Below are 17209 nucleotides of genomic sequence, written 5' to 3'. Positions count from 1 at the left end.
GTGTCGTGTGCTCGTTGTTTTTTATAAGACACCCCCGTGGCGGCCCGACAGACCCGGGGGGCGGGGCCGCCGGCGGGGGGGGCCGCGGCGGCCCGGCCGTCTCAGCCCTCGGCTCCAGCGGAGGACTGGAGCCGGGTCATGTCGCCGTACAGTCCGACGAGACGGGCGAACTCGTCGGCGTCGTGGAAGCGGACCACGCCCCGCCCGAACTCCTTCGCCGTCTCGATCGCGAACCGTCCGGCCGCCGCGATGTCGGTCTCGTGGCTGGCGCCCGTCGCGCAGCCCGCGACGGCGCTGCCCGTCGTCAGCGCGAGGCCGACGACGGGTGCGCCGGTGGCCACGCACGGCTGCATGATCGAGTTGATGTGGTGCACACCGTTGCCGTACGGGGTGATGTCCTGCGTGGTGATCGGCAGGACGTGCGCCGCCTCGCCCGTGACCGTCTCCAGCACCCCGAGCAGGTCGTCGCTGACGCGCAGGATCCAGCCCTCCTTCACGGTGGGCGAGAGTGCGATGCCGCGGTGGTTGAGCAGCCGGTTGCCCTTGGTGGTGTCGATGGAGACGACGGCGTCCATGGCCGGGTCGATCTCCTCGCGGTTGCAGTCGAGGATCGACACCGGGGAGTCCATGAAGGGCACCGGGTCGTGCGGGCGCGTGGGCGCGTCCGGGCACACGTGGGTGCTGAGGACGACGTCGCCTTCGAGGACGTCGCCACGCCCGTACATGTCGAGCAGCTTGGCAGCGGCCGAGAGCGCGGCGACCGCGCCGTCCGCGTCGGAGACGATGCCGACGCGCTCGGGGCGTGCCCCGACGCCGCCGAGCCGGCCGAGGATGCCGAGGGTCGGCGCTTCGCCGCCCGCGAGCTTGCCGCGGCTGCCGGGGACGACGACCTTGACGAAGTCGGTGCCGCCCTGGGTCCCCTCGACGCGGGTGACGGTGATCTCGGGCTTCGCGGTGGCGGCGGCTCCGTCGGCTCCGTCGGCCGTCTCCGCCGCCGTCTCCAGTACGGACCGGAGGTGGTCCGCGAGGAGAGCGCCGCTGGTGCGCGGCCGGTCGAGGAGTTCGATCACTTCGAGGACGTGCTTGAGCACGGGGGCTCCTTGGTGCGCGGTGGTGCGGGTCCGGGGAGCGGCGGAGGTGTACGTCCGGGGCTCCGGGACTCCCCCGACGTCCCGGAGGCCACGGAGTCACGGAGGCCCGCCGACCCGGCGTTTTCAGCAGAGTGCCCCTGGCGTTTCCCTCACAGCAACCTTTTCTCTATATCAGAGAAGCCGTTTCATATACCGGTAGGCTGCTTCCCGTGACCACAGAACGAGCGCCTCTTCAGACCGCCGACCGCGCCCTTCAGGTCCTGCTCGCGTTCTCGCAGGACCGGGACGAGTGGGGCGTCACCGACCTCGCGGCCGAGTTCGGCTGGGACAAGTCCGTGGCCCAGCGGCTGCTCGCCTCGCTCTCCCACCGCGGCTTCCTGGTCTCCGACGAGGTGACGCGCCGCTACCGCCTGGGCCCCGCCGTCTGGCACATGGCCACGGCGTGGGAGCGGCACGGCGGCATGGCCGGGCTCGTGCGGCCCGCGCTGCGCGAGCTGGCGGCGGCGAGCGGGGTCACCGCGCTGTTCGCCGTGCCCGACGGCGCGCACATGCGGTGCGTGGAGTCGGCGGACGGCACCTCGGGGCCGCTGCGCGTGTACCGGCTGGCCGACGAGCTGTATCCGGCACACGCGGGGGCGACCTCGCGCGCGTACTTCGGGATGCTCACGCCCGGCGCGCGGTCCGGGCTGCTCTACGGGCGCCCGATGGCCCGGTTCAGCGAGCTGACGGTCACGGACCCTGAGCACCTGGAGGAGCTGATGGGCCGGGTCCCGGCGGACGGTTACGCGTACTCCGAGGGCGAGTACGATCCCGCGACGGCGGGCCTGGCCGTGCCCGTCCTCGTCCGCGCGCAGCCCGTGGCCTCGCTCTCCCTCGTCGGGCCGCACGAGTCGCTGGACGGGCCGCGCGAGGAACTGCTCAGGCCGCTGCGCTCGGTGGCCGAGGGCCTGGGCGAGCTGCTCACCCCGCGCAGGGCGGGCCGGGCACGGCGCCCGTGACGCGCGTCGCGGCACGCGTAACCCCCGCGCACACGGGGCACCACCAGCACCGACCGCATCATCGACTCAACCCACCGCACCAACCGCACAGCCAGCACAACCCGCACGACCCGCACAGCCAGCACAACCAGCACAGCCCGCACGACGAAAGGCAACCGACATGAAGCTGCTCCTGCTCTCCAACTCCACCGCGCCCGGACACGGTTACCTGGAGCACGCGCGCGAGGTGATCGCGGAGCATCTGCGGGGCGTGGAGGAGCTGCTGTTCGTCCCGTACGCACTGGCCCACCACGACGGCTACACCGCCAAGGTGGCCGCCTTCATGGAACCTCTCGGCATCCGCGTGCGCGGCGTCCACACGGGCGAGCCCGGGCAGTTGGCCGGGGAGGCGGAGGCGGTGTTCGTCGGCGGGGGCAACAGCTTCCGGCTGCTCAAGTCGCTCCAGACGCGCGGCCTGCTGGAGGCGATACGCGCACGGGTCACGGCGGGCGCCCCGTACATGGGCTCCAGCGCGGGCACCAACATGGCGTGCCCGACGCTGCGCACCACGAACGACATGCCGATCGTCGCGCCGCTGTCCTTCGAGAGCCTGGGGCTGATCCCCTTCCAGATCAACCCGCACTACCTCGACCCGTCGCCCGGCACCTCCCACATGGGCGAGACCCGCGAGGAGCGCCTCACCCAGTTCCTGGAGGAGAACGACGTGCCGGTGCTCGGCCTGCGCGAGGGCACCTGGCTGCGACGGGAGGGCGAACGCCTGGAGCTGGGCGGCGTTGCGGCGGGCGCCCGGCTCTTCACGTACGGCGCGGGCCCCGTCGAACACGTACCGGGCGCCGATCTGAGCCAGCTCCTCGCGGCCCCGGCGCGCTTCGACATCGGCGACGCGTAGACGCCGGCGCCGGCACCCGTGCCGAAGCCGCTGCCTCAGCGCGGCGCGGGCTCCGGAGTCGCGGCCCCGGTCCCCGCTTCCGCCTCCGCGGCCGGTTCGCGCTGGTGGGGGATCTCCCCGCCCGGCTCCATCGGCGCGGTGACCTCGTCCGCCTCACCGCGCTTGCCGATGTGGTTGAAGACCAGGTTGAGCACGATCGCGGTGACGCAGCCCGTGGAGATGCCCGAGTCCAGGATGATCTTCGCGCTCTCGGGGAACGCGTGGTAGAACTCCGGCGCCGTGATCGGGATGATGCCGACGGCCAGCGAGACGGCGACGATGAGGACGTTGTTGTCGCGTTCCAGGCCCGCCTTGACCAGGGTCTGGATGCCGCTGGCCGCGACGGACCCGAAGAGCACCACGCCCGCGCCGCCCAGCACCGGCTGCGGCACGGTGGCGATCAGCGCAGCGGCCAGCGGACACAACCCCATCAGGACGAGCAGCCCGCCACCGGCCGCGACCACGAAGCGGCTGCGGATGCGGGTCATCGCGACGAGGCCGATGTTCTGCGCGAAGGCGCTGCACATGAAGCCGTTGAAGAAGGGGCTGACGAACGAGCCGAGCGTGTCGGCGCGCAGGCCCGCCGCGATGGTCTTCTCGTCGGAGGGCTTGTCGACGATCTCGCCCAGCGCGAGCATGTCGGCCGTCGACTCGGTCATCGAGACGAGCATGACCACGCACATCGAGACGATCGCGGCCAGCGCGAACTGCGGGGCGCCGAAGTGGAACGGGGTGGGGAAGCCGATCACGTCGGCCTGCTGGAGCGCGGCGAAGTCCGTGATGCCGACCGGAATCGCGATCAGCGTGCCCGCCACGAGCCCCAGCAGCACCGCGATCTGCTTGAGGAAGCCGCGCGTGAAGCGGCGCAGCAGCAGCACGATGACGAGGGTGACGGCGGCCATGGCGATGTTCTTGCCGTCGCCGTAGTGCGGGTCCTGCTCGTTGCCGCCCTGTGCCCAGTTGAAGGCGACGGGCATCAGCGAGATGCCGATCAGGGTGATGACGGTGCCGGTGACCACGGGCGGGAAGAACCGCACCAGCTTGCTGAACCACGGGGCGACGACAAAGCCGAGTGCCCCGGCCACCATCGTCGCGCCGAATATCACGGGGAGCGCGTTCTCCGGGCCCTCGGACTTGTTGATCGCCAGCATGGGCGCGACGGAGGCGAAGGTGACGCCGTTGACGAAGGGCAGCCTGGCGCCGATCTTCCAGACGCCGAGCGTCTGGAGGAGGGTGGCGATGCCCGCCATGAAGAGGCTGGCGCCTGTCAGGAACGTCAGCTCGGTGACGGACAGCCCGACGGCCGCGCCGATCACCAGGGGCGGGGCCACGACGCCCGCGTACATGGCCGCCACGTGCTGGAGGCCGGTGGTGGCGAGCTTCAGCGGCGGCAAAGACCGGTCGACCGGATGTTTTTCGGCCGCTGCTTCGGCCCCGTCCACGGGCGCGGGCTCCTCCGGAGCCGTCCCGTCGTCGTGCGATCCCGCTGCCTTCTTGCCTTGCGAGCCTTGCGATATGAACCTGGGCGGCTTGGCCACTGCGGTCCTCCTGTCGATGTCAGTGCCGTCGGTGCGGCACCCGCTTTCAGGGAGGTGGTGCGTCGTGCAAGGTCGTGCTCGGTGTGCGGTGTGCCGTTGCGCCCGGGTCGAGCCGGACCGCCCCGGGGGCGTGAAGTTTTGGGCCACGCCCCCGGGTACGGCGTCTGAGCATCCCGCTCGGCTGCTCAGACCCCGGCCGGGAGCCGTCCCTCCCGGCCGGAGATCACTGGGGTGGTACCGGTCCGTCGTTCCGTACCGTCAGCGCGCGGGGTTTCCGGCGCGTGGACGGACAGCTACGTTCCTGCTAACCGGCGTCCTGGGCGATACGGGCGAGGCGCCGTGCCTCGTCCCGCGCGCCGCGTGCGATGCCGTCCTCGTCCGCCGTCGTGAGGCGGCCGTCCTCCACCACGGGGAGGCCGCCCACCAGCGAGAGCGTGACGGGGGCCGCCGCGCCGAAGACGAGCGCGGTGACCGGGTCGGCGATGGTGGAGTGGCCGATCCCGTCGAGCTTCCAGAGCACCAGGTCGGCGAGCTTGCCCGGCTCCAGCGACCCGGTCTCCTGCTGGCGGCCCAGCACCTGCGCCCCTCCGTAGGTGCCCAGGCGCAGCGCCTGACGGGCGTTCAGCGCCTTCTCCTTGTGGGGGCCGAGGCGGTTGACGAGCAGCGCGTTGCGCAGTTCGGTGTGCAGTTCGCCGGACTCGTTGGAGGCGGTGCCGTCCACCCCGAGGCCGACGGGGACGCCCGCCGCGAGCATGTCGGGGACGCGGGCGATCCCGGCCGCGAGGCGCGCGTTGGACGACGGGCAGTGCGCGACGCCGGTGCCTGTACGGGCGAAGGCGGCGATGTCCGAGTCGTTCATGTGGACGCAGTGCGCCATCCACACATCGTCGCCGAGCCACCCCGTCGACTCGAAGTAGTCGGTGGGGCCCATGCCGAACAGCTCCTTGCAGAACTGCTCCTCCTCGGCCGTCTCACTGCCGTGCGTGTGCAGGCGCACACCCTTGCGGCGGGCGAGTTCGGCGCCCTGCCTGAGCAGGTCCGTCGATACGGAGAAGGGCGAGCAGGGGGCCACGGCGACCTGCGTCATCGAGCCGAAGGAGGCGTCGTGGTAGGTGTCGATGGTCTCCTCGGTGGCGCTGAGCGCGCCCTCCAGGGACTCGACAGCGAAGTCCGGCGGCAGCCCGCCGTCGGAGGTGCCCCGGTCCATGGAGCCCCGGGCGAGGGTGAAGCGGACGCCCATCTCGGAGGCCGCGCGGATGATGGCACCGGAGAGGTCGCCCGCGCCGCGCGGGAAGACGTAGTGGTGGTCCATGGCGGTGGTGACACCGCCCCGGGCCATCATCGCCAGCGAACCGCGTGCGGCAGCGGCCACCATGGGCTCGTCGATACGGGCCCAGGTCGGGTAGAGGGCGACCAGCCAGTCGAAGAGGATGTGGTCGGTCGCCATGCCCCGGGTGATCCACTGGTAGAAGTGGTGGTGCGTGTTGACCAGCCCCGGGGTGACCAGGTGGCCCGTGCCGTCGACGCGCCGCACGACGTTCGTCAGGCCCTCGGGTGCCTTGCCCGCGCCGATGGATTCGATGCGGTCGCCCGCGACGACGACATGCCCGGAGGCGTACTCCGTGTCGCGTGCGTCGACGGTCGCGACGGCGCAGTTCTCGATGACGACGCGCTCGGTGACGCCGTCCCCGGTGTGCTCAACGCCCGCTGCTTGCTCTGCCATGGTGATTCCTCGTTACTCACTCGGGGGTGGGCACGGCAGGGCCCTAGGAGATTTGAGTGCCGGAGCCGGCAGGAGCGGCTGACAGGACTGCTCCGCCGTTCTTTCTCCGGGTGCCGAGATGGTGGAAGAACAGGTTGAGCACGACAGCGACCAGGGCACCGGCACTGATGCCTGACCCCAGGATGGTCTGTGCCCAGGCCGGGAAGTCCTCGTAGAAGGTCGGCGCGGCGAGCGGGATGATGCCCGCGCCCAGCGACACGGCGACGAGGATGATGTTGGAGCTGTCGTCCAGGCCCGCCTCGGAGAGGGTGCGGATGCCGCTGACCGAGATGGAGCCGAAGAGGACGATGCCCGCGCCGCCCAGCACCGGCATGGGGACGAGGTTGACGACGGCGCCCAGTACCGGGAAGAGCCCCAGGATCACCAGGGTTCCGCCCGCGACGGCGACGACGTAGCGGCTGCGCACCTTCGTCAGCGTCACCACACCCACGTTCTGCGCGAAGGCGCTGGTGGCGAAGGAGCCGAACACGGCGCCGACGACGGAGGCGATGCCGTCGGTGCGCAGCCCGCGGGTGATGGTGTGCCGGTCGCAGTCGCGTTCGCAGATCTTGCCCAGGGCCAGCATCCCGGCCGAGGACTCGGTCATCAGGACCAGCATCACGATGCACAGCGAGAGGATCGCCGCGGGCTGGAACTCGGGCGCACCGAAGTGGAAGGGCTGCGGGATCGCCGCCACGGGTGCCTCGCTGATGGCTCCCAGGTCGGCCTTCCCGAACGGCACAGCGGCGAGGGTACCCGCGAACAGGCCCACGAGCAGGGCCACTTGGCGCAGGAAGCCGCGTCCGAAACGCTGCACGACGAGGATGACGACGAGGGTGAAGGCGGCCAGCGCGAGGTTCGGCATCGAGCCGAAGTCGGCGGCCTGCTTGTCCCCGCCCTGCGCCCACTCCACGGGCACCGGCATCAGCGAGACCCCGATCAGGGTGATGACGACGCCGGTGACGAGCGGTGGGAAGAAGCGCAGGAGCCGCCCGAAGAAGGGCCCGAGCAGCAGGCAGAAGAGCCCGGCGACCATGACCGCGCCCGTGATGGTGGGCAGTCCGTGTCCCGGTTCGGCCTGGCCCGCGATGGCGAGCATGGGGGCGATACCGGCGGAGGAGGCCGCGTTGACGAAGGGGAGCCGGTTGCCGACGAAGCGGCCGAGGCCGAGCGTCTGGAGGAGCGTGGCGAGACCGGCGATGAAGAGGCTGGCGGCGATGAGGAGCGTCATGCCGCCGGAGTCGAGGCCGCACGCCTGCCCGATGATCAGGGGCGGGGCCACGACGCCCGCGTACATGGCGGCGATGTGCTGGAGTGCGGCGGGTATCAGCCGCGAGGGGCGGAGCTTCTCGTCCACGGGGTGGACACCGTTGCCGGTGCGGGCACCGTGGTCGGTGTGAACGGCGGGGGCCGGGGCTTTGCCGTCACCTTCTGGTTGTGCAGGCTGTGCCATTGTCGTTCCCTCCGGTATGGAACGCCCCCGGGCACACGGCGGACGGGGCGGCTCGACGACGTGCGGCTTCGCGCGTCATGCCCGTTCGCGCCGGGTGTCCCGGGGACTCATACCTCCCGCGTCAGAGGTTGGTCATGTCGACCGGTATCAGGGCCTCGGCACCGTCGCGCAGCACAGTGGCCTCGATGAGGCCGTACGGGCGGTCGGCCGCGTAGTAGACGGCGCCGTCGGCGGTCTCGTTCTTGATGCCGAAGGGCTCCAGGTCCACGCGGAAGTGGTGCTTGTTCGGCATGGAGAAGCGGATCTCGTCGATCTCGGCCCGGCTGTTGATGACGCGCGAGCCCATTTGGTACAGGGTCTGCTGGAGCGAGAGCGAGTACGTCTCGGCGAAGGCGTGCAGCATGTGCTTCTTCGTCTGCTGGTACGACTTCTCCCAGTTGGGCCGGCGCTTGTCGCCGCCGTCCCAGCTGTGCCGCCACACGGAGGTGACCTCGGTCGCGAGGATGCGGTCGTAGTCCTCGCGCAGCGTCGTGTACCTGTCCTTGATGTAGCCCCAGAACTCCGAGTTGGTGGAGTTCATGACGGTGAGGCCCTTGAGGCCGCTGAAGACCTGGAAGCCCTCGCCGTCGTAGGTGATCTGCGCGGTACGTGTCTCCGCGCCCTTGCGGACGAAGGAGTGCCGCACGTCGTCGGCGCCGATGAACTTCGAGTTGGCCTCGGAGGTCTCGATCCGCTCCCAGTCGTACTCCTCGACGCGGATACGGGCCTTGGTGATCGGCTCGCAACTGTCGACGAAGTGCTGGGCCAGCAGGATGCCGAACTGCTCGGCGGACTCGATGCCGTGTTTCTTGGCGAAGGCGAACACGGTGTTCTTGGTGGTGTCGGTCGGCAGGACGTTGGCGTTGGAACCCGAGTAGTGGACCTCGTCCAGCTCGCCGCTCAGCGCGACGGAGACATTGAGGTCCTTGATGTGGTGGGTGTCGCCTTCGCGCGTGATCTTGACAACGCGGTTCTCCGCCTTGCCGTACTGATTCTGGCCGAGAATCGTGGGCATGTCGGTGTCAGCTCCCTCGGTACACGGAGTAGCCGAACGGGTTGAGCAGCAGCGGTACGTGGTAGTGCTCGCCCGGCGTGACCGCGAAGGTGATCGCGACCTCCGGGAAGAAGACACCGCTGTCCCTTACGCGGGGGGCGTCCTGCTGTTCCTCGGCTTGCGGGGTGGTGTGGCTCTGGTTCCTGCTCTCGAAATACGGCTCGACCTCGAAGTGGAGCCGTACGTGCGAGGTGCCCTCCGGGAGCACCGGAAGGTCCTTGCAGCGCCCGTCCGCGTCGGTCTTCGACGCGCCGTGCGCGGCCCACTCGGCATCACGGCCCGCACGCACGGCGAGCGAGACGGCCACGGCCGCGGCGGGGCGGCCGATGCTGGTGTCCAGGATGTGCGTGGACACCGACGCCGTGCGGTGCGCGCTGTTCTCACTGCTCATGCTGCTCGGGCTCCTTCTTCCGCGAGGCGGGTCAGCCGGATCCTGTTGATCTTGGCCAGCTCGCCGCGGACGATCTCTCGTTCCTGGTCCGGCGTGTTCCCGATACGGTGCCGCACCGCGTCCCGCATCTCCTCGCCGGTCAGGCCCGTGGCGCAGATCAGGAAGACATGGCCGAACCTGTCCTGGTACGCCAGGTTCAGTTCGAGCATCTCCGCCTTCAGCTCCTCGGTCGCCCCGGCCATGCCGCGCTGCTCGCGGGACGAGGTCGGGTCGCCCGGCTTCGGCCTGCCGATGGGTGGGTGCCCCGCCATCGCCTGGGCCAGATCCGCCGCGGTCAGCTCCGCCATTGCGGTGTCGCTCGCGGTGAACAGTGCCTCGACGCTGCGGTACGGGCGCTGGGCGAGCAGGGTGCTCGCCCATGCGTCCGAGGCGCATACCTCGCGGAGTGCGGCGCGTGCGTCGCTCTCCTCGGCTGAGTTGAGCCAGGTCAGACCTGGCGCGGGGCGCGAAGTCACGGGAGCCTCCGAGGCCGTGGTGCTGTTCGGGCTGGGAATAGCTAAGTCCTCGGAGAACATCGCGTCAACAGTTTGTTGAAACTCTTTGTACGTGGGGTGCGAAGGAAACGCAGGGTCCGCCCTGCACACTGGGGTGCCCCCTCACGGGGTGCGGAGTGAAGGCCACACGGGGTGCCCGGCTCTTGCAGGGGTGCGCCTTGGGGTTTCGCTGCGCGAGTGCGGGCCGGTGGCTACGGCGCGGCGTATGGACCGGTTGTTCGCGGCTGGCGCCGCGTAATTCTGGGTTTCTGTTGGGGTTGTGGGTGCGTGGATGGAGGGGTGCCCACCCTCCCCCAGCTACCGCTGGGAGGTGCCCCCTCGCCATGCGGAACGCCTGCCCACAACGGTTGGAGCGGACCGGAGGCTGGCCACCGGGTGGGAGGGGACGTGGTGGGGTGTCCCCGCAAGTGGTGGCGACGAGTGCCGGGAGAAAGCAAGCAACGAAACCCGCACTTGTCGCCGCCCGAGGAGACACCCCGGCGCGGCACCGACCCCCACCACACAGCAACCCGACACGACCACCGGCCGAAACCAAGAACCACGCGGCGCCAGCCGCAACGCGCCCGCACCACACGCCGCGCCGAAGCCACCCACCCGCACCCGGAACACAACGCACCGCCCAGCGCAGCGCCCCGCACCCCGTGAAGCGGCACAAAAATCAGCGCGGGACCCTACGGCGCACACCACACCGGCGAACCGTCCCGCGCAACCACCCCGTGAAGCGGGAACCCCCCGTTTCCAGGACTACTCCGCGTTGGCGCGGTTCAGGTAGTTGTAGACCGTGAAGCGGCTGACGCCCAGCGCACCGGCCACCGTCTCCACACCGTGGCGTACGGAGAACGCACCCCGCGTCTCCAGGATCCGCACCACGGACTGCTTCGTCTTCCGGTCCAGCTCGGCCAACGGCATCCCGTGCCGCCGCTCCAGCTCGGCCAGGATGTGGTCGAGGGAGTCGGAGAGGTGCGGCAGCCGCACCGCGATCACGTCTTCGCCCTGCCACGTCAGCACCACGTCGTCACCCTGCGCCTGGCCGGGCGCGACCATCTCCCCGCCCATCGCGTCCACCAGCGGCTTCACCGCGTCCACGAACGCGTCCCCCGCGTCGGTCACGAGTCCCCCTCCCCGTCCAGGACGTTGACCTGGAGCGACACTCGTGTCGCACCGGCGCGGAGCGACTCGCGGAGCAGGTCGGCGACGGCGGCCAGTACCTCGTCGGACCCGCCCTCGGCCGTGTTGCCGAAGGGTCCGACGTCGACCGCGTCCAGCTCGGCTCCCTGGACGATCTCGCGGGCCACCACCGCGTGCCGCGGGGCCTCGTCGAGGTCGAACGGTTCTGTCGTGAACTCCACTCGCAATCGCACGCCGCCAACCTACGCGACCCGTCTGAACTGCGGCATCCCCGAAAACCCGGTGAACCCTCTTGACAGTCCACGGGGACCAGTAGCACTCTTCCATCAAGTAGAAAGCTACTTCCACAATACGGAATACAGATACCGGACGACACGGAAGGGAGCACGATCGCAGTGGCCCCCCTCGCGGAAATCGGCAGCACCGAACACCGCTTCACCGTCAACCTGTCGATCCTCTTCACCGAACTGCCGCTCCTGGAGCGTCCCGCTGCCGCCGCCGCGGCCGGGTTCTCCGCCGTCGAGCTGTGGTGGCCCTGGGTCGACGCGCCCGTACCCGAGCAGTCCGAGCTGGACGCGCTGCGTACCGCCCTGAACGACGCGGGGACGCGGCTGACGGGGCTCAACTTCTACGCGGGGCAGCTTCCAGGGCCTGACCGGGGCGCGCTCTCCGTGCCCGGCGAGGAGTCGGCGAAGTTCCGGCGGAACATCGACGTGGCGGCCGACTTCGCCGGGTCGATGGGCTGCAAGGCCCTGAACGCCCTCTACGGCAACCGTGTCGAGGGTGTCTCCGAGGCCGAGCAGGACGAGCTGGCGCTGGAGAACCTGGTGCGCGCGGCACACGCGGCCGACCGGATCGGCGCCGTGGTGCTGATCGAGGCGCTGAACGCGCCCGAGTCGCCCGCGTATCCGCTGGTCAGCGCCCCGAAGGCCGTCGAGGTCGTGGACCGGGTCAACGAGGCGACGGGGCTCGGCAACGCCAAGTTCCTCATGGACCTGTACCACCTGTCCATGAACGGCGAGAACCTGCACCAGGTCATCGACTCCTACGCGGACAAGACCGCCCATGTGCAGATCGCGGACAACCCGGGCCGCGGCGCCCCCGGCACCGGCGAGCTGGACTTCACCGATCTGCTGGGCCGCCTCGCCAAGGCGGGCTACGACGGCTGGATCGGCCTGGAGTACAAGCCGGGCGACCGGCCGAGCGCCGGTTCCTTCGACTGGCTGCCCGCGCCGCTGCGCTCGGCGTGACCGTAGCGGCGACGCGCCACCCCGCGCCCCGCACCGCGCCCACGCCGCGTCACGCCCGTACCCCGGGCGACGCCCGTACCCCGTCCGCGTATCCCCTCCGCACCGTCCTGAAAGGCAACCCACCCTCATGAGCAGCAACCTTCCGAAGATCGCCTGGATCGGCCTGGGCATCATGGGCTCCCCGATGGCGGAGAACCTGCTGAAGGCCGGGTACGAGGTCACCGGCCACACCCTGGAGCCGGCGAAGCTCAAGCGGCTCGCCGAGAAGGGCGGCAAGTCGGCCCCGTCGATCGCCGAGGCGGTCGAGGACGCCGACGTCGTGATCACGATGGTTCCGGCCGACCCGCAGGTGAAGCAGGTCTACCTCACCGAGGACGGCGTCATCGCGCACGCCAAGCAGGGCGCCACCCTCATCGACATGTCCTCCATCACGCCGCAGACCTCCATCTCCGTGGCCGAGGCCGCGGCGGCCACGGGCAAGGACCTCAAGGTGCTGGACGCGCCGGTGTCCGGTGGTGAGGCCGGGGCCGTCGAGGGCGTGCTGTCGATCATGGTCGGCGGCGCGCAGTCCGACTTCGACCGCGTGAAGCCCGTCTTCGACGCGCTGGGCAAGACCATCACCCTGTGCGGGCCGCACGGCTCGGGCCAGACGGTGAAGGCCGCCAACCAGTTGATCGTCGCCACCAACATCCAGGCGTGCGCCGAGGCGGTGGTCTTCCTGGAGAAGTCCGGCGTGGACCTCGACGCGGCGCTCGACGTCCTCGCGGGCGGCCTGGCCGGTTCCACGGTGCTGGACCGCAAGAAGGAGAACTTCAAGAAGCGCGACTTCCAGCCGGGCTTCCGCATCGACCTGCACCACAAGGACATGGGCATCGTCACCGACGCGGCCCGCGCGGTGGGCTCGGCCCTGCCCGTCGGCTCGCTGGTGGCCAGCCTGGTCGCCTCGCTGCGCGCCCAGGGCGACGGCGGTCTCGACCACTCCGCGCTGCTGCGCGGCGTCGAGCGGCTCTCGGGCGGCACGCCCGCCGCCTGAGCCGCCGGGCCCCCGGTGCCTGGGGCCCGGCCCGGTCCGGGGTCTTGAACCCCGGGCAGCCCGAGGGGGCGGCCCGCTCCAGGGGGACCCGGGCCGCTCCCTCCCCCACCCGTCCGGGCGGCGGCGCTGACACCTGTCCTGTCGCGCCCAGGCGCCGCCGCCCGGATACCCCCTCATCCCTCGCGCCCCACCCCGCGCGCCCACGTGCCGCGCACCCCGCGCGCCGCATACCGCGCGCCCTCACCCCTCGCGCCTTACCTCCCGCCGCGTTCTCCTCCCGCTCTCCTCCGCCCGTGACACCGGCCGTTCGGCCGCCTGTCTTATCTGGAGCATCCAATGCCTCGAATGACCGCTGCCCGAGCGGCAGTTGAGATCCTCAAGCGTGAAGGTGTGGACACCGCGTTCGGCGTTCCCGGTGCCGCGATCAACCCGTTCTACGCGGCGCTGCGCGCCAGTGGCGGCATCGCGCACACGCTGGCCCGCCATGTCGAGGGCGCGTCCCACATGGCTGAGGGCTACACCCGTACCAAGCCGGGCAACATCGGTGTCTGCATCGGCACCTCGGGCCCGGCGGGCACCGACATGATCACCGGCCTGTACTCGGCGACCGGCGACTCGATCCCGATCCTGTGCATCACGGGCCAGGCGCCCACCGCCGTGATCCACAAGGAGGACTTCCAGGCCGTCGACATCGCGTCCATCGCGGCGCCCGTCACCAAGAAGGCGACGACGGTCCTGGAGGCGGCGCAGGTGCCCGGGGTCTTCCAGGAGGCGTTCCATCTGATGCGCTCGGGGCGTCCAGGGCCCGTCCTCGTCGACCTGCCGCTGGACGTGCAGATGACCGAGATCGAGTTCGATCCGGAGACGTACGAGCCGCTGACCCCGCACAAGCCCGCCGCGACCCGCAGGCAGGCCGAGAAGGCCCTGGCCATGCTGGCCGCCGCCGAGCGCCCGCTGATCGTCGCCGGTGGCGGCGTGATCAACGCGGACGCGTCGGAGCTGCTGGTGGAGTTCGCCGAGCTGACGGGCGTCCCCGTCATCCCGACCCTGATGGGCTGGGGCGTCATCGGGGACGACCACGAGCTGAACGCGGGCATGGTCGGCCTCCAGACCTCGCACCGGTACGGCAACGCCACGTTCCTGGAGTCGGACTTCGTCCTGGGCATCGGCAACCGCTGGGCCAACCGCCACACGGGGCAGCTCGCGAAGTACACCGAGGGCCGCACGTTCGTCCACGTGGACATCGAGCCGACCCAGCTCGGCAAGATCTTCGCCCCGGACTACGGCATCGCCTCGGACGCCGGGGCCGCGCTGAAGCTCTTCGTGGAGATCGCCCGCGAGCAGAGGGCGGCGGGCACGCTGCCGGACCGCTCGGCGTGGGCCGCCTCGGCCCGGGAGCGCAAGGCCACGCTCCAGCGGCGTACGCACTTCGACGACGTGCCGATCAAGCCGCAGCGCGTCTACGAGGAGATGAACCGCGCGTTCGGGCCCGAGACGCGCTACGTGTCGACCATCGGCCTCTCCCAGATCGCGGGCGCTCAGTTTCTGCACGTCTACCGGCCGCGCCACTGGATCAACTGCGGCCAGGCGGGCCCGCTCGGCTGGACTGTGCCCGCCGCGCTGGGGGTGGCAATGGCCGATCCGGACGCGACGGTCGTCGCGCTCTCCGGCGACTACGACTTCCAGTTCATGCTGGAGGAGCTGGCGGTGGGGGCGCAGTTCAACATCCCCTACGTCCACGTCCTGGTGAACAACTCGTATCTGGGCCTGATCCGTCAGGCGCAGCGGAACTTCGACATGGACTACCAGGTCCAGCTCTCCTTCGAGAACATCAACGCTCCCGAGCTGGGCGTCTACGGCGTGGACCACGTCAGGGTCGTCGAGGGGCTTGGCTGCAAGGCGCTGCGGGTGACCGAGCCGGACGCGCTGCTGCCCGCCTTCGAGGAGGCCAAGAAGCTGGCCGCCGAGTACCGGGTGCCCGTGGTCGTCGAGGCCATCCTGGAGCGTGTCACGAACATCTCGATGAGCGGCAGCGACATCGCGAGCGTGAACGAGTTCGAGGACCTGGCGACGGAGCCGGGCCACGCCCCCACGGCCATCGCGCCCCTGTCCTGAGCCGTCGCGCCCCCGCTCCGACGGGCGTCCGCACGGGACGCCCCGCGGCGGGAGGGGCCCGGGGAGGCACCCGTCTCCCCCGCCTCTCCCGCCGCGCCGATCAACTTCAACAAACTGTTGACGGCCTCTGAGGCCGACTCTACGCTCCAACATGCGGAAACCGTCTTCCGTATGCCTCGCACGAAAGGTCACCATGTCGAAGCCCACGCTGACGACTGAGTCAGGCGCCCCGGTCGCCGACAACCAGAACTCCGCCACCGCCGGCGTCGGTGGCCCCCTGCTCCTCCAGGACCAGCACCTGCTGGAGAAGCTCGCCCGCTTCAACCGCGAGCGCATCCCGGAGCGCGTCGTCCACGCCCGCGGCTCGGGCGCGTACGGCTACTTCGAGGTGACGGACGACGTCTCCGACTACACCCACGCGCACTTCCTGGGCGAGGTCGGCCGCCGCACCGAGACCTTCATCCGCTTCTCCACCGTCGCCGACAGCCTCGGCGGTCCGGACGCGGCCCGCGACCCGCGGGGCTTCGCGCTGAAGTTCTACACCGAGGAGGGCAACTACGACCTCGTCGGCAACAACACCCCGGTCTTCTTCATCAAGGACCCGCTGAAGTTCCCCGACTTCATCCACTCGCAGAAGCGCGACCCGTTCACCGGCAAGCAGGAGCCCGAGAACGTGTGGGACTTCTGGGCACACTCGCCCGAGGCCACCCACCAGGTCACCTGGCTCATGGGCGACCGGGGCATCCCCGCCAGCTACCGGCACATGAACGGCTACGGCTCGCACACCTACCAGTGGACGAACGCCGAGGGCGAAGCCTTCTTCGTGAAGTACCACTTCAAGACCAACCAGGGTGTGCGCTGCCTCAGCAGCGAGCAGGGCGCGGAGCTGTCGGGCAGCGACCCCAACAGCCACCAGACCGACCTGCTCCAGTCCATCGAGCGCGGTGTGTACCCGTCCTGGACGCTGTACGTGCAGCTCATGCCCGCCGCCGAGGCCGACGACTACCGCTTCAACCCCTTCGACCTCACCAAGGTGTGGCCGCACGCGGACTACCCGCTCCAGCGCGTGGGCCGCCTCGTGCTCGACCGCAACCCGGACAACGTCTTCGCCGAGGTCGAGCAGGCCGCGTTCTCGCCGAACAACTTCGTGCCCGGCATCGGCCCGTCCCCCGACAAGATGCTCCAGGGCCGCCTGTTCGCCTACGCGGACGCGCACCGCTACCGGCTCGGCGTCAACCACACCCAGCTCGCGGTCAACGCGCCGAAGGCCACCGTCGCCGCCAACTACGGGCGCGACGGGCTCATGGCGGCCAACGCCTACGCGCGCCACGCCAAGAACTACGAGCCCAACTCCTTCGACGGGCCCGCCGAGAGCGGCAGGCCGCTGTCCGCGCCGCGCCTCCTCACAGGCCACACCGGCACCCACGAGGCCCCTGCGCACATCAAGGACGACGACTTCTTCCAGGCCGGTGAGCTGTACCGGCTGATGTCCGAGGACGAGAAGGGACGCCTGATCGCGAACATCGCGGGCGGCCTCTCGCAGGTGAGCCGCGACGACATCGTCGAGAAGAACATCGCGCACTTCGCCGCCGCCGACACCGAGTACGGCAAGCGCGTCGAGGAAGCGGTGCGCGAGCTGCGCGACGCCTGAGCCCTGAGAGAGGGCGCCCGAGCGGGGCGCCGCAGACCGCGCGCGGGCCGATTGGGAGGTCGGCCCGATGCGCAGCCCCGTACCGCCGGCCCAGTGATGAGGGGTGGCCGGTGGTGCGGGGCCTTGTGGTGTCCGGGCACGTCCGCGCCCGGCCGGGCTCCGCTTCCGGAGGACACATACTTCGCGTACTCTCCGGTTCCGCCACACGAGGCCCACCCGGTCAG

General features: G+C 70.5%; 15 protein-coding genes. 6 read left to right on the top strand and 9 right to left on the bottom strand.

The window, feature by feature from the left end; genetic code table 11:
- Positions 1-101 precede the first annotated feature (101 nt).
- Positions 102-1091 carry a DUF1177 domain-containing protein gene (locus ACWGJ2_RS05690; RefSeq protein ID WP_453344666.1) on the bottom strand — a complete coding sequence of 330 codons (990 nt, stop codon included), beginning with the start codon at positions 1089-1091 and terminating at the stop codon, positions 102-104.
- A 209-nt stretch (positions 1092-1300) separates the two neighbouring features.
- Between ACWGJ2_RS05690 and ACWGJ2_RS05685 the strand changes: the two genes are divergently transcribed.
- Both ACWGJ2_RS05685 and pepE read left to right on the top strand, forming a co-directional pair.
- Complete coding sequence (locus ACWGJ2_RS05685) at positions 1301-2089, top strand: IclR family transcriptional regulator (RefSeq protein WP_453344665.1); 789 nt, start codon at positions 1301-1303, stop codon at positions 2087-2089.
- A 160-nt stretch (positions 2090-2249) separates the two neighbouring features.
- A complete protein-coding gene (pepE, locus tag ACWGJ2_RS05680) occupies positions 2250-2978 on the top strand; it encodes a dipeptidase PepE (protein ID WP_453344664.1) in 729 nt (242 codons plus the stop codon).
- Positions 2979-3013: 35 nt separating this feature from the next.
- Here the strand turns inward: pepE and ACWGJ2_RS05675 are convergent, their stop codons facing one another.
- From ACWGJ2_RS05675 to ACWGJ2_RS05640, 8 genes are all read right to left on the bottom strand, one after another.
- Entirely contained in the window at positions 3014-4459 is a 1446-nt protein-coding gene (locus ACWGJ2_RS05675) for a nucleobase:cation symporter-2 family protein (protein WP_453344690.1), read from the bottom strand.
- Between the two features lie 400 nt (positions 4460-4859).
- Entirely contained in the window at positions 4860-6278 is a 1419-nt protein-coding gene (locus ACWGJ2_RS05670; protein ID WP_453344663.1) for an 8-oxoguanine deaminase, read from the bottom strand.
- Positions 6279-6321: 43 nt separating this feature from the next.
- Positions 6322-7770: a nucleobase:cation symporter-2 family protein gene (locus tag ACWGJ2_RS05665; RefSeq protein ID WP_453344662.1), complete on the bottom strand. Its 1449-nt coding sequence runs from the start codon at positions 7768-7770 to the stop codon at positions 6322-6324.
- Between the two features lie 121 nt (positions 7771-7891).
- Positions 7892-8824: a factor-independent urate hydroxylase gene (gene pucL, locus ACWGJ2_RS05660; RefSeq protein WP_453344661.1), complete on the bottom strand. Its 933-nt coding sequence runs from the start codon at positions 8822-8824 to the stop codon at positions 7892-7894.
- Between the two features lie 7 nt (positions 8825-8831).
- Positions 8832-9254, bottom strand: coding sequence for a hydroxyisourate hydrolase (gene uraH / locus ACWGJ2_RS05655; protein WP_453344660.1), 423 nt, complete (start codon positions 9252-9254; stop codon positions 8832-8834).
- Entirely contained in the window at positions 9251-9769 is a 519-nt protein-coding gene (gene uraD / locus ACWGJ2_RS05650) for a 2-oxo-4-hydroxy-4-carboxy-5-ureidoimidazoline decarboxylase (protein WP_453344659.1), read from the bottom strand. The genes uraH and uraD overlap by 4 nt, the downstream gene beginning before the upstream one ends.
- A 783-nt stretch (positions 9770-10552) precedes the next feature.
- Positions 10553-10864, bottom strand: coding sequence for a helix-turn-helix domain-containing protein (locus ACWGJ2_RS05645; RefSeq protein ID WP_453344689.1), 312 nt, complete (start codon positions 10862-10864; stop codon positions 10553-10555).
- 50 nt (positions 10865-10914) lie between these two features.
- Complete coding sequence (locus ACWGJ2_RS05640; RefSeq protein WP_453344658.1) at positions 10915-11169, bottom strand: hypothetical protein; 255 nt, start codon at positions 11167-11169, stop codon at positions 10915-10917.
- Between the two features lie 180 nt (positions 11170-11349).
- On the opposite strand from ACWGJ2_RS05640, the gene ACWGJ2_RS05635 reads away from it, so the two are divergent.
- The 4 genes from ACWGJ2_RS05635 to ACWGJ2_RS05620 all read left to right on the top strand — a co-directional run bounded on the left by ACWGJ2_RS05635 (position 11350) and on the right by ACWGJ2_RS05620 (position 16985).
- Positions 11350-12186: a TIM barrel protein gene (locus ACWGJ2_RS05635; RefSeq protein WP_453344688.1), complete on the top strand. Its 837-nt coding sequence runs from the start codon at positions 11350-11352 to the stop codon at positions 12184-12186.
- Positions 12187-12313: 127 nt separating this feature from the next.
- Positions 12314-13219, top strand: a complete 906-nt coding sequence (locus ACWGJ2_RS05630) for a 2-hydroxy-3-oxopropionate reductase (protein ID WP_453344657.1) — start codon at positions 12314-12316, stop codon at positions 13217-13219.
- Positions 13220-13555: 336 nt separating this feature from the next.
- On the top strand, positions 13556-15334 hold the full coding sequence (gene gcl / locus ACWGJ2_RS05625) for a glyoxylate carboligase (protein WP_453344656.1): 1779 nt from the start codon (positions 13556-13558) through the stop codon (positions 15332-15334).
- A gap of 193 nt (positions 15335-15527) precedes the next feature.
- Entirely contained in the window at positions 15528-16985 is a 1458-nt protein-coding gene (locus ACWGJ2_RS05620; RefSeq protein WP_453344655.1) for a catalase, read from the top strand.
- Positions 16986-17209 lie beyond the last annotated feature (224 nt).

The organism is Streptomyces sp. NPDC054796, assembly GCF_053611545.1.
This window is presented reverse-complemented; position numbering and strand designations above follow the sequence as displayed.

What these genes read in the sequence shown, in the direction of transcription:
- ACWGJ2_RS05630 (WP_453344657.1), top strand. Translation starts at nt 12,314, where the DNA reads ATGAGCAGCAACCTTCCGAAGATCGCCTGGATCGGCCTGGGCATCATG.
- ACWGJ2_RS05620 (WP_453344655.1), top strand. Translation starts at nt 15,528, where the DNA reads ATGTCGAAGCCCACGCTGACGACTGAGTCAGGCGCCCCGGTCGCCGAC.
- uraH (WP_453344660.1), bottom strand. Translation starts at nt 9,254, where the DNA reads ATGAGCAGTGAGAACAGCGCGCACCGCACGGCGTCGGTGTCCACGCAC.
- pucL (WP_453344661.1), bottom strand. Translation starts at nt 8,824, where the DNA reads ATGCCCACGATTCTCGGCCAGAATCAGTACGGCAAGGCGGAGAACCGC.
- gcl (WP_453344656.1), top strand. Translation starts at nt 13,556, where the DNA reads ATGCCTCGAATGACCGCTGCCCGAGCGGCAGTTGAGATCCTCAAGCGT.
- pepE (WP_453344664.1), top strand. Translation starts at nt 2,250, where the DNA reads ATGAAGCTGCTCCTGCTCTCCAACTCCACCGCGCCCGGACACGGTTAC.
- ACWGJ2_RS05665 (WP_453344662.1), bottom strand. Translation starts at nt 7,770, where the DNA reads ATGGCACAGCCTGCACAACCAGAAGGTGACGGCAAAGCCCCGGCCCCC.
- ACWGJ2_RS05670 (WP_453344663.1), bottom strand. Translation starts at nt 6,278, where the DNA reads ATGGCAGAGCAAGCAGCGGGCGTTGAGCACACCGGGGACGGCGTCACC.
- ACWGJ2_RS05645 (WP_453344689.1), bottom strand. Translation starts at nt 10,864, where the DNA reads ATGGGCGGGGAGATGGTCGCGCCCGGCCAGGCGCAGGGTGACGACGTG.